General features: G+C 36.6%; 12 protein-coding genes and 1 pseudogene. 4 read left to right on the top strand and 9 right to left on the bottom strand.

The window, feature by feature from the left end:
* Window positions 1–8: 8 nt before the first annotated feature.
* The 4 genes from FJ213_01670 to FJ213_01655 all read right to left on the bottom strand — a co-directional run bounded on the left by FJ213_01670 (window position 9) and on the right by FJ213_01655 (window position 3,416).
* Window positions 9–716 (bottom strand): DUF1641 domain-containing protein, encoded by a 708-nt coding sequence (locus FJ213_01670; protein MBM4174868.1) that lies wholly within the window; start codon window positions 714–716, stop codon window positions 9–11.
* Window positions 716–1,945: an NAD(P)/FAD-dependent oxidoreductase gene (locus FJ213_01665; GenBank protein MBM4174867.1), complete on the bottom strand. Its 1,230-nt coding sequence runs from the start codon at window positions 1,943–1,945 to the stop codon at window positions 716–718. The genes FJ213_01670 and FJ213_01665 overlap by 1 nt, the downstream gene beginning before the upstream one ends.
* A 69-nt stretch (window positions 1,946–2,014) precedes the next feature.
* Window positions 2,015–2,458, bottom strand: a complete 444-nt coding sequence (locus FJ213_01660; protein MBM4174866.1) for a MerR family transcriptional regulator — start codon at window positions 2,456–2,458, stop codon at window positions 2,015–2,017.
* Window positions 2,459–2,822: 364 nt separating this feature from the next.
* Window positions 2,823–3,416 carry a nitroreductase gene (locus tag FJ213_01655; GenBank protein MBM4174865.1) on the bottom strand — a complete coding sequence of 198 codons (594 nt, stop codon included), beginning with the start codon at window positions 3,414–3,416 and terminating at the stop codon, window positions 2,823–2,825.
* A 127-nt stretch (window positions 3,417–3,543) separates the two neighbouring features.
* On the opposite strand from FJ213_01655, the gene FJ213_01650 reads away from it, so the two are divergent.
* Complete coding sequence (locus FJ213_01650; GenBank protein ID MBM4174864.1) at window positions 3,544–4,332, top strand: SDR family oxidoreductase; 789 nt, start codon at window positions 3,544–3,546, stop codon at window positions 4,330–4,332.
* Window positions 4,333–4,337: 5 nt separating this feature from the next.
* Window positions 4,338–5,108 (top strand): NRDE family protein, encoded by a 771-nt coding sequence (locus FJ213_01645; protein MBM4174863.1) that lies wholly within the window; start codon window positions 4,338–4,340, stop codon window positions 5,106–5,108.
* Between the two features lie 54 nt (window positions 5,109–5,162).
* Here FJ213_01645 and FJ213_01640 read toward each other — a convergent pair whose 3' ends face one another.
* Complete coding sequence (locus tag FJ213_01640) at window positions 5,163–5,411, bottom strand: DNA-binding protein (GenBank protein MBM4174862.1); 249 nt, start codon at window positions 5,409–5,411, stop codon at window positions 5,163–5,165.
* A gap of 111 nt (window positions 5,412–5,522) precedes the next feature.
* On the opposite strand from FJ213_01640, the gene queE reads away from it, so the two are divergent.
* Window positions 5,523–6,161, top strand: a complete 639-nt coding sequence (queE, locus tag FJ213_01635) for a 7-carboxy-7-deazaguanine synthase QueE (protein ID MBM4174861.1) — start codon at window positions 5,523–5,525, stop codon at window positions 6,159–6,161.
* A gap of 68 nt (window positions 6,162–6,229) precedes the next feature.
* Here the strand turns inward: queE and feoB are convergent.
* From feoB to FJ213_01620, 3 genes and pseudogenes are all read right to left on the bottom strand, one after another.
* A pseudogene (feoB, locus tag FJ213_01630) lies at window positions 6,230–8,431 on the bottom strand (ferrous iron transport protein B).
* Window positions 8,428–8,679 carry a ferrous iron transport protein A gene (locus FJ213_01625; protein MBM4174860.1) on the bottom strand — a complete coding sequence of 84 codons (252 nt, stop codon included), beginning with the start codon at window positions 8,677–8,679 and terminating at the stop codon, window positions 8,428–8,430. Before FJ213_01625 ends, feoB begins: the two are co-directional and overlap by 4 nt.
* Window positions 8,676–9,335, bottom strand: coding sequence for a metal-dependent transcriptional regulator (locus FJ213_01620; protein MBM4174859.1), 660 nt, complete (start codon window positions 9,333–9,335; stop codon window positions 8,676–8,678). The genes FJ213_01625 and FJ213_01620 overlap by 4 nt, the downstream gene beginning before the upstream one ends.
* Window positions 9,336–9,638: 303 nt before the next feature.
* On the opposite strand from FJ213_01620, the gene FJ213_01615 reads away from it, so the two are divergent.
* A complete protein-coding gene (locus FJ213_01615; protein MBM4174858.1) occupies window positions 9,639–9,854 on the top strand; it encodes a hypothetical protein in 216 nt (71 codons plus the stop codon).
* 403 nt (window positions 9,855–10,257) lie between these two features.
* On the opposite strand, the gene FJ213_01610 is transcribed toward FJ213_01615, so the two are convergent.
* On the bottom strand, window positions 10,258–12,447 hold the full coding sequence (locus tag FJ213_01610; GenBank protein ID MBM4174857.1) for a S9 family peptidase: 2,190 nt from the start codon (window positions 12,445–12,447) through the stop codon (window positions 10,258–10,260).
* Between the last annotated feature and the right edge of the window lie 6 nt (window positions 12,448–12,453).

Genomic DNA, 12,453 nt, shown 5'->3' with positions numbered 1-12,453 from the left:
TTTTTCCTTTAATTTGTTTTTACAATTTTTGTCTCTTTGTTATTCGATACAGCTTGTTCGTTTGCAAGATTCTTTAAAAATCTAATCGCAAATGTTAATCCTTTTTTAGTCTCAGGATCGTTAAGTTCTTTTAATAATGATAAAAAAGTTACTTTTTCTGTGACTTCTATATCGAGTTTTTTATAAACGTTGATTGCATTGTTGATCGTATGAAGCATATCGGGTTGGGTAAGATTTTTTACAGTATTCAGAATTGTAACGACGTTATCTCCAAGACTCTTTATATCTTCTACATTAAATGAAGTCACTACTCTGTCAGAAACTTTACCCAATTCTTTCATGAATTCGAAATATCCTTTTCTATCGAATTCATCTAGTTTTGCCATGAAGTCAATTATCGATTCCCTTATCAATGGTGATGCATCTGTCAAGAAATCTTTTGCACTCTCTAACTGCTGGATAACTTTGCTGATCGTGTTTACATTTCTCAGCATGTACTTGCCAAAATGAAGAATATCCCGTGAATTGACGTAATCGTGAATTTGATCTAACTCTTCAACAGCAGTTTGATAAACATCTTTTCCAACCCTCATCAAATCATCTTTAAGATCTTCCATTTCTCTTCGATGCCGTTTCTGAAGCTCGATCTCTTCGAGAATGATATCGAGCTTTGCATTTAACTCGTTCATCTGGATTTGTAATTTTTCTTGTCCCATTACATCCTCTTGCCTGCCATCGACATGTTTGCTTCAATCGGTAGTTCGACACCTTTAAGCAGAAAATTCCAGTACATCCATCGGAACATGATCTTTCCATAGTGATTCATTTTTGTTTCTTCGAGTAGTGAAAAAGGTCCCACTCCCGGCAGAGGAAATTTTCCCGGCAACGGTTCCGTATCATAATTGAAATCAATTAAAATCCCCTTGCCAAATCCTGATTCAATAAAGCAGTTAGCGTGTCCATCGAATTTTGCGTGGGGTTTGCGACCTTCAATCACACTAAGTAAATTTTCAAATAAAATATCAGCTTGAAAGTGAGCAACCGAACCTGCTTTAGAACTTGGTAGATTTGTCGCATCACCTATAACAAAAATATTTTCATAACCTTCTGCTAAGAGAGTATGCTTATCTGTTGGAATGAAATTTAACTCGTCACCAATTTCGCTGCGTTCAATCAGTTCATCCCCCTTATTAGTTGGAATTGTAACAAGAACATCAAAAGGAATTTCAATCTCATCCCATGAAACAATCTTCTTTGCTTCGTTATCCACCCGTGCAATATTGAATTCAGATGTGAGCTTAATATTTTTCTTTTGAAGGAAATCGCCGAGGATCGCAGAAGCTTTTGGTTTTGTAAAAGCTCCGTCTAATGGAGTTACGAAATGAATTTCAACTTTATCGCGAATCCCTTTTTCCGTGAAGTACCAATCTGCCAAAAAAGCGAACTCGAGCGGAGCAACGGGACATTTAATCGGCATCTCCGTAATGCTGATGACAAGTTTTCCACCTTCCCAGTGTTTGAAAAAATCAGCGAGTGCGCACGCACCTTCAATCGTATAAAAGTCAAAAACGTTTTTATGCCACAGACCGTCTTTTAGTCCTTCTGTTTCTTCGGGTGCAATCTTCGCACCAGTGGCGATAATCAAATAATCATAGCTTAGGACCTGATTATTCTTTAGCAGAACACGATTTTCTTTCGGTTCTATCTTTTCGATTTCAGACATTATCACGTTTGTACCAGGAGGGAAAAAATCTCTCTTGGGTTTTATCACATCTTTTCGGTTATAAATCCCAAATGGGATGAAAAGAAATCCAGGTTGATAATAATGAGTCTCGAATTGATCGACTATCGTAATCTGCCATTCATTCTTATCTAATGTGCCATTTAGTTTATTAAGCATCATGGTGCCGGCGGTTCCTGCACCAAGAATCACGAGTTTTTTCATAAATTTTGAAACCTTTAAAATTTTTTTCTAATTAGATGCGGACTCTACTTGTTGCGATTCAAAACCGAATCACAATAACAACTCTTTAAGTTTTTCTTTTATTACTCCGCAGTTTCCATAATCATTGTATACAGTACATTCGCGGCATTCTCTGCCGGTGCAAAAATTATTTTCGTGTTTAAACATCCAGCATGGTTTTGCATGTCCATTCAAGGCTTCACAAGTTGCTTTGTCTTCTTCAGAACACTTAACAATCGCCCAGCAAGGGACGAGTGAAAAAATCCTTTTTATTCCTTGGATGCTTATTTTATCCTCGTTGATGGCATTGCGAATACAACCGATCCGCTCCAAATCTTTATCAGAATAAAGTCGCTGGTAAGTTTCTTTTTTAAATGGAATAACCAAACCTTCCCTTTCGTACATCCTCAAAGTATGGACTGATATTCCGAGTTTTTCTGCTGCTGCACTGATTTTGTACTTTGGCTCATCTGAGTATTTTGTTTCTGGTGTCATCATTATAAAAGTTGATATTTATAAATGTCAACTTTCTTGCCAGAGAAAAAACGCTAAAAAAGAAGAATAAATAAAGTTTTGTTGTCCTTTTACTCTCAGATTTAAGAATTTCAGAGAAGAGAATTATCAAAGGTGCGAATTTGACGTCAAAAATTAAGAGCAAAACATAATTGCTGGTATTAAATTTTGACCTGAGTGTTTGGAGCGATTGAGGAATAATATTTTATTCCGAAGAGAGAAAAAATAGAGAAGAGAAAATTAAGTTATAAATCAAAGTTCCTTTAAATTCTAAAAGGAAATATTTGTTTTGTTTATAATATCTTATTGAGCTTTTTATATGAATCTAGCAGAGACATAGATAAGATTAGTGTAAAAAACTATTCCCCCATGAATCTTTAAAAGCCAAATTTTCCAAAGCGATTCGATTTCTTGTTTCAGAGAATTTCTGTTTCAACTTTTCATCTGTGAAATAATCTTTATCAAGATAGCCAAAAGCAATTACAGCGACTGGTTCGTGATCATCGGGAATATTAAAAGTTGTTTTTGCTTTTTCGCTTGAGAATCCGCCCATTTGATGCGAGAAAATATCAAATGTCAATGCCTGAAAAACCATTGCTGCAACTGCGAGTCCAACATCGTGAACAGCATGGCGATTTTCTGAACCATTATGATCAAATTTTTTCTTCGCCACGGATAAAATTAAAGCACCCGCATTTTTTGCCCATTCGGCATTTTTCGGTGACAGGCATCGAAGCAGTTTCTCAAATGATTCGTCATTTCTTTGGGTAATAATGAATCTCCATGGCTGCTGATTAAAACTTGATGGAGCTGATCTTCCAGCTTCTAAAATCGTTTTCATAATGTCATAGTTAATTTCTTTTGGTGAGAAATTCTTTGGGCTGAATCTTTTTGAGATCAATTCGTGTAATTCATTCTTTGTGGTATGGCTCAACGTCATATAAATTTAAGTTCTCCTTTTTCATTTGAATTTATTAACTCAACAATTACAATGCACAAAAAAGTTTCGCTCTGTGAACATTATTATTAATTGAGTATTTTTATTTCCAAATATTGATAGGATAAATATGACAAGTAAATACGCTCTAATCACAGGTGCAACTTTCGGTATCGGATACGAACTCGTAAAACTTTTTGCAAGCGATAGACACAATTTGATTTTAATTGCCAGAGACAAAACTAGGCTCAACGAATTATCCATTGAGCTAAATGAAAAATACAAAATCGAAATAATTACGATAGAAAAAGATTTATCTATTCTTGATTCAGCGAAAGAAGTGTTTGAACAGATTAATCAAAAGAATCTTCCAGTTGAATTCTTAGTCAACAATGCCGGCTTCGGTCTTCGTGGGAAATTCTGTGAAAACGATTTGAAAACTGAATTAGAGATGATTCAATTGAACATCACTTCTCTCGTACAATTAACAAAACTGTTTCTCCCAAAAATGATTGAAAATAAAGGGGGTAAAATCATGAACGTGGCATCAACAGCAGCGTTTCAATCGGGACCATTTATGAGCATTTATTATGCTTCAAAAGCTTTTGTCCTTTCGTTTTCGGAATCACTCGACAGCGAATTAAAAGGAACAGGTGTAACATCTACGGCTTTTTGTCCAGGTCCAACGAAAACGAAATTTTTTACTCGGGCTGAAATGGAAAATATTACCTTAGTAAAAAATAAAATAATTGCTCCAATGACTGCCGAGAAAGCCGCTCGCATTGGTTATAAAGGGATGATGAAAGGAAAAAGAATTGTAATTCCAGGACTAATGAATCACATCGGAGTACTGAGCGTTAAATTCGTACCCAGAAAAATTGTTACTTCGATAATACGTTTGATAAATAGTGAGATATAAACCGAATGTGTCTAATTCTCCTAGCAAAAAACTTTCATCCTGATTTTAAGCTGATAATTGCTGCCAATCGTGATGAGTTTTATGAACGACCAACTGAAGGTGCAAAGTTCTGGAATGACCACCCGAATCTCCTTGCCGGAAAAGACTTGAAAGCAAACGGGACTTGGCTCGGAGTTATTCGAAAAGGAAAAATTGCCGCCATTACCAATTACAGAGATTTTTATTCACAAAGAGAAAAATCAGAATTCAAATCGAGGGGAAAGCTGGTATTAAAGTTTCTATCAGAAAAATTATCTCTAACGGAGTTTTCTTCCTGCATTTCTCAACATGGATACGAGTACAATTCATTCAATATGATATTCGGGAATTTTGACGAGCTTATTCATTATTCAAATATTTCAAAGAGTCTCACTCGAATTGAAAATGGGATACACGGGATAAGCAATCATCTGCTGAACACTGCGTGGCCAAAAGTTCATTGGGGCAAGCTTAGGTTTGGAGAGATAATTTCAAAAAACAGCTTTTCCATTGAGGAGATATTTAATTTATTGTCGGATGATAAACAATTCGATGATGCACTTCTGCCCGATACTGGTGTGGGAATAGAATATGAGAGAGTGCTCTCTTCTATTTTTATCAAATCACCAATCTACGGTACGAGATCATCCACAATAATCACAATAGATAGAACCAATTACGTAAAGTTTACAGAAAGAACTTTTCATCATGAGAACGAGAACTTCACTTTTGTTAATCACGAATTCCAAATTGAATGAGAGGAAAAAGAGAACATTTCATTAGTAACTGGGTATTTACGGTGATTTTGCTTCTTATTCTATTCTCTCAGGCTCTTTCGCAAACCATTCAATCTTTCTGCAGCTGCTGCAGATAAGAGTAATTGCAGTTCTATTGGCCCAATCGAGTCCGAGAAAAGTTAATCCGGGCGTATTGAGCAAAATATCTTTTTTTTGAAATTGCTCTCCACCGCAGTGAGAACAGGTTACATGTTTTCCACTGATCGAATAACCATTTGGGAATTCGGAATTTTGTTTTTCTGTTTTGTCAAATAACGCAGTCATATTTTACTCTCAATTTACAAAGTTGTTATAAGTTACTAATTCATTTCTATAAGTACTAAAAAGCAGATGTTGAATTAAAATATTTGTTATTCTATTTTGAACCAGAATTTCATGCTCAAAGTAAACGAAATATTTTATTCCATTCAGGGAGAGTCGAGCTATGCTGGTTTGCCATGCGTATTTATACGACTAACTTTTTGCAACCTGCGATGCACCTACTGCGATACTGAATATGCTTTTTACGAAGGTAAAGATATGACGATCGAAGAGATATTGACCGAAATAAAAAAGTATGACTGCAAATTGCTTGAAGTTACCGGCGGTGAGCCGCTTACCCAAAACGAATCATTTGATTTATTGAAACGATTGTGTAATGAACAATATGAAGTCCTTTTAGAAACAAGCGGAAGCATTTCAATTCAAGATGTCGACAAGCGAGTAAAAATCATAATGGACTTAAAAACACCATCAAGCGGAATGATGAATAAAAATTTGTATGAGAATGTGACCCTACTTAAACCTTCAGATGAGATCAAGTTTGTCCTTAGTAATCGTGAAGATTATGACTGGGCAAAAGAAATAATATCCCAACATAATTTGAACGATAAATGCACTGTGCTGATGGGATGTGTATTTAACAAACTAAAACCAATCGAACTTGTAAAGTGGATTCTTGAAGATAAACTTAATGTTAGATTCCAGATTCAGCTTCATAAATACATTTGGGAACCAACTCGCCGCGGTGTATAATTACATTCTAAAAGATGCCATCTTTTTACGCTGCAATTGATTGTGGAAAGATGGCATCTTTCGAGTAACTACAAAAAAAATAATCCAATTCTATAAATCAAAAAGCAAACAATGAACGCAATCGCAAGAGGAAGAAGATTTGAGATGACTGTCCACTTGATGCTTTTAGTTTCTTTCCAGATCGTCCATGTTGTTGTTGAGCAAGGATAGTGGAGAAGCGAAAAGAACATCAGGCAAATTGCTGTAAGAACCGTCCACTCATTTTGCAAGAACAATTCTTTCAATTGATCGATTTCGAGTTCCATCATTCTTGAGCCGGCAGAGTATGCCATAATAATTGTCGGGATTATAATTTCGTTTGCGGGAATTGCAATTATGTATGCAAGCAAAATAACGCCATCCAAACCGATCGCTTTTCCAATTGGCTGAAGTATGTCAACTGCATAAGCCATCAGAGAGATTCCATCTATTTGAATATTTCCAAGGAGCCAAATCAAACCTCCAGCCGGTGCCGCCATCACTACAGCTCTGCCGAGTACAAAAATTGTTCTATCGATCAACGATCTATAAAGGATTCTTAAAATCTTCGGCTTGCGATAAGGTGGAAGTTCCAACTTGAATGTAGACGCTTCTCCTTTCAATACTGTTGAACTTAAAAATTTTGAAACAAGAAGAGTTACAAGTACACCAAATAAAGTTACGCCAACAACTGTTGATGCCGCAACAACGGCAGAAATCTTTTCTTGAAAAGAAGCCGCAACAAAAACCGATGCAAGCATGATGATTGTAGGCCAGCGGCCATTGCAAGGGACAAAATTGTTCGTGATTATTGCAATTAATCTTTCACGCGGCGAATCGATAATTCGTGTCGACACAACACCAGCCGCATTACATCCGAATCCCATTCCCATTGTCAGTGCCTGCTTTCCATGTGCACCCGACCATTTGAAAAGTCTATCTAAATTAAAAGCGACACGCGGCAGATAGCCTGCATCTTCAAGAAAAGTAAAAATCGGAAAAAAGATTGCCATCGGCGGAAGCATTACGGAAATCACCCAAGCCGAACCGCGGTAAATTCCATCGACTAAAAATCCGGTCAGCCACAATGGACTTCCCAAAAAGTTGAAAAGAATTTTTATTTGATCTTCAATCCAAAATAAACCATCTGCTAACATTGCAGAAGGCACATTTGCGCCGGTTATCGTCAAGTAAAAAACTCCGGCAAGCAAAAGCAGCATCGCAGGGAATCCAAACAGCTTTGACGTGAGAACTTTATCGAGCGTAATATCAAAATTTTGAATTGATGAATCTGTTCTCGCTACAGCGCGTCGTGAAATTTTCGCCGCGTCTGAATAAATCGACTCGACTAAATCATCGCTGATTGATTCTTTTACCGGTGCTCCTGTGCTATCGGCTAATTCTAAAATTTTCTGAATGCGATTTTCTTTTGTGCTCATTTACAATCCTTCTAAAACTGGAGAAAGAGAATTACCGTTTTCTGGTTCTGCGACTAATGAATCGAATTCACCATTCAGTAATGCTTCACGGATCTTCTGATCGCCTTCGATTAATCTTAATGCGATCCACTCTGCATTTTGAACTCCGAGAAAAGTCGATTGTATCAAAGGTACGATCTCACTCAATTTGTCTTTCAGCTCGTTATTGAACTCAACCTTTCGTGGATTTGTAATTAGCTTATCATTCACCATTAAATCTACCTTGGAGAGAAGCTCATCAATTCCTTCACCGCCTCTTGCATTTGACAATACGACAGGCACACCTAAATCCTGTTCGAGCATTTCTCTATCAATCTTAATTCCTTTCCTCTCCGCCTCGTCGATTAAGTTGCAGCAAACAACTACTTTTTTTTTGATTTGCATAATTTGAATCGCGAGGTTCAAATTTCTTTCGAGAGAGGTTGAATCTACAACCACTATAACAACATCCGGCTTGCCAAAAAGAATGAAGTTTCGGGCGATCTCTTCATCGTCCGACGTTGAAAGCAGAGAGTAAGTCCCGGGTAGATCAATTAGAAGATAGTTTTCATTATTATAAGAAAACTTACCTTCGGCGCGGGTTACTGTCTTTCCCGGCCAATTGCCTGTGTATTGTTTCAAACCTGTTAATTGATTGAAGACAGTGCTTTTTCCCGTGTTCGGATTTCCTGCTAATGCAATTATCTTTTCGTTTCGATTAAGGTTTAATCCGATTTGATATACGTTTTGTTTTATATCTTTACTTCTTTCGAATTTTGAACAGCTCTCGCTCATTTATTAATCTCCGAGATAATTTCAACCTTAATGTTTTTTGCTTCTTCATTCCGAATTGCAATCACCGTCCCGCGAATATTGTATGCTATCGGATCGGCAAGAGGACTCTTGAACGCCAAGCTCACTTCTGTCCCGGGAATAAAGCCGAGGTCGAAGAATCTGCGGCGGTTCAATCCGTTGACTTCAATTGATCTTATAATTGCTTTTTGTCCATTCCGTAAATCTGTTAGACTAAAAATACTGCTCATTGTTTTAACTCTATAAATATATTTTGGGCAAACTTTTCGCTTATGTTGTGATTCTTTCTTTTAACTCGTATCAGCATTGAGTTATCGAAACTTCTTTTTTCTATCACCTTTACTTCCATCGCCAACTCAATTCCAAGCTTGCTGAAGTGATCGAGAAGTTCGGTGCTGTCATCGCTTACGCGGGCTATTGAGCCGCATTCGTCAATTTGCAATTCGGATAGAGCTACATTCTTTTTGAGTTTTGGAATTTTGCCCTTCTTGCTCGGAATTGGGTCGCCGTGCGGATCGAATTCAGGGAATCCAAGGATTTCCTCTAAGCGATCTATCAATTCGTCGGACGAACTATGCTCGAGATTTTCGGCTTCCGAATCGACCAGCGAAAGAGGCAGACCTACGATTTTATACAAGTAAGTCTCCCAGATTCTGTGCCTGCGGACAAGATTCACTGCCGTTTCCATTCCTTTCGGCAGCAACTCCACGCCTTTATAAGGAATGTAATTGACAAACTTCGCCCTCGATAACTTTTTCAGCATATCTGTTACTGCAGCATTTGAAACTTTCAGCTTTTCTGCGATAACAGTCGCCGTCACGAGCGAGCCTTCAGTATAATTTTTATAAATGACTCGAAGATAATCTTCTTTCGATATGTTAGGCATTTTTCAGCATGCTTTTAACTAAAATTTAAGCGTGCTTAAATATCAAATCAAGGGGGAAATTTATCACGCTTAACCTTGAGGGTGCAATCATTTGAAAAACTTCATCGCCTTGAAGGTTGTCCGGCTTCCTTAAAAAATTAAAAAAGACTAACCAATGCAAATGTCCGAACCGACAAAATGTGATTCCAATTCTTTTTTTCTGCAATGTTTGGATGACTTCAATAAGAGTTTATAGTAACGTTATGGATTCAGATTGCATTTTGATTTATCTATTTCGAAATTTGCCCAAGAACCGAGGGAAATATGGAAACTATATTAATGTTCAGTCTAGTTTTGCTATTTGGGATCGCAAGTTTCTTTTCAAGAAGCCATCAGAATAAACCAATGGGAACCATTTTCTTCATATTGCTTTTATTGGCAACATCCTATTTAATAATCTATGCCGTTATGGATGAGGAAAACAGGTACCTTGCGATTTTATTTAGCATTTTTGGATTTCATTTATTATTATGGAAATGAAAAGATTATATCTTAAATAATTACTATTTGATCAATAAACTCGTTAGAGGTGAAAAATGGACAAGAATGTGACCTCCCAGTTATTAAAATTGAGCTTATTGATACTGGCAGTAATATTTACTCCTGTCATTTTATTTCATTTTTTTGGAGTTGAAAGTTTGATGTATTATTCAATTTTTTTTTGGCTCATTAGTCGCAATAAATTTTTCCCCGCTTATTAAAACTTCGAAGAAAAGGTATTTAATATTTTTTATTGCTACAATCATAATAATTCTTATTTCCTCTGCAGTAATAAAAATTCTTAAAATTTAAAAGCCTTTTTCAAAAGCCAAACTTTTTGAATAACTTCAACCTTGAAGGTGCCAAAATTAAAAACGATTTGTCACCTTTAAGGTTGATTTAATTAAAGATTCTCTCTAATAAAATTTGTGATCATTGTGAACAACTGTTCACGAGTTTTCCCTCCGTAGATTCCATGATTCTTCCCAGGATAAAACATCACTTGAAATTGTTTATTCGCTTTTACAAGTTCATCAACCAGTACAACAGTATTTTGGAAATGAACATTATCGTCTGCAGTGCCATGAACAAGCAAAAGTTTTCCTTTGAGTTTATCTACTTTATTTAAAACCGAACCTGCTTCGTATCCTTCCGGATTCAGCTGCGGAGTGGACATATATCGCTCGGTGTAAATCGTATCGTAAAATTTCCAGTCGGCAAGTGGTGCGACTGCAACAGCCGCTTTGAAATATTCATTTCCTTCCATAATTGTCAAAGCAGACATATATCCTCCGTAACTCCATCCCCAAATTCCGATCCGTTCACCGTCAACATAAGGAAGCGTCATCAGATATTTTGTACCTTCGATTTGATCGTTCACTTCCCAGTACCCAAGTTTTTTGTAGACAATATTTTTAAAGGATTTCCCTCTTCCACCGGTTCCGCGATTATCGAGCATAAAAATTATATATCCTTCTTGAGCAAGCATTTGATACCAAAGATATTGTCCACCCTGCCAAGCATTGCGGACGATCTGACTTCCTGGACCGGAATAATTGTAAACAAGAACAGGATATTTTTTTGACGCATCAAAATCTTTTGGCTTGATCATCATTGCATTTAATTGAATTCCATCAGAAGTTGTGAAACTTAAAAACTCAGCCGGTGCGAATGAGTATTCTTCTAAGGTATTTGCAAGCTTCTCGTTATTTTCAAGAACTTCGATTACTTTGCCGTCAGAAGTTTCTAGTTGAGTTTTTGATACTGAGCTGATGTTTGAATACGATCTGATAAAATATTTTGAGTTAGGCGAGAAATTGATAGAATTGTTCCCATCATCTTTGGTGATTTGTGTAAAACCTTTACCATTCAGATTTATCTTATACAGATGCCGCAAAGTTGGATCATTCATTCCGGAGATAAAATAAATAATTTGATTTTTCTCATCGAGTGAGCTGAGTGATGTTACTTCCCAATTTCCTTTTGTAATTTGTCGTATCATCTTTCCGTTCAAATCATACAGATAAAAATGTTTGAATCCGCTTCGCTCAGAAGTGATGAGAAAATGTTTCTTATCTTTCAGAAAAACTAAATTGGCATCTTCCACATCCACCCAACAGGAATCGGTATCAATGTAAATAACTTTCGATTTTCCACTTTTCGAATCGGCTAAAAGTAATTCGAGTTTATTTTGGAGTCTGTTCATTCGCGTGATTGCGAGCACTCCGGAATTTTCCGTCCAACGAATTCGTGGAATGTAAATGTCAATCTCTGTACCAATATTCATCCAATTTGTTTTTCCAGATGCGATATCTATCACACCAATTTTGACAATTGAATTTTTATCGCCAGCTTTTGGGTAACGCATTATAATAGAATTAAAGTAAAGAGAATCAAATTGCTGAATTTCAATTTCCGGAACAGGCGATTGATCCAACTGCCAAAAAGCGATTTCTTTTCCATCAGGTGAGAACTGCCATCCGTCGATGATTGAGAATTCTTCTTCATAAACCCAATCGAAATGACCGTTGAGAATAACGCCGTTTCCATCAAAGGTTAGTTGCCGTTCGACATTCGATGCGAGATCATAAACATAAATATTATCTTTTATCACATAACCCAATTTTGTCCCGTCCTCGGAGAACTTAACGTTCATCGTGCTTCCGGAAGTTTCAATCTCCGAAAATCTTTTCTCTTTAAGGTCATAAATGTAGATCGCGCCCCCGCTTTTCAATGTCCGTGCGGGCAAAACTCCAGTGAAAAGAATATATCTTTCATTCGGGGAAAAACTGTAATTCATTATCGAAAATGGTTTATCCGAATCTTCAAGCTTTAATTCTGATGATTTCAGAAACACTTCTCGTTTTTTGTTTTTTATATCGTAAACCCAAATATCAGTCGAGCGGGTTGCCATATCAGTTTCGAGATAGGTAAACTTTTCACCTTTTTCGATCCACTGCACACCTCGAATAGATTTTCCCATAAATTTCATACTGCCGTAAATTTCTTCGATTGTAAATTTCTTCGTTCCGTTTTGTGCAAAGGATACAGAAACAATAATTAAAAAGAGTAACAATATATTTTTGACTTTCATTAGACT

It is taken from the genome of Ignavibacteria bacterium, from assembly GCA_016873845.1.
Classification (GTDB): Bacteria; Bacteroidota; Ignavibacteria; order Ch128b; family Ch128b; genus JAHJVF01.
The sequence above is the reverse complement of the archived record's forward strand: the minus strand, read 5'-3'. Positions and strand labels throughout refer to the sequence as shown.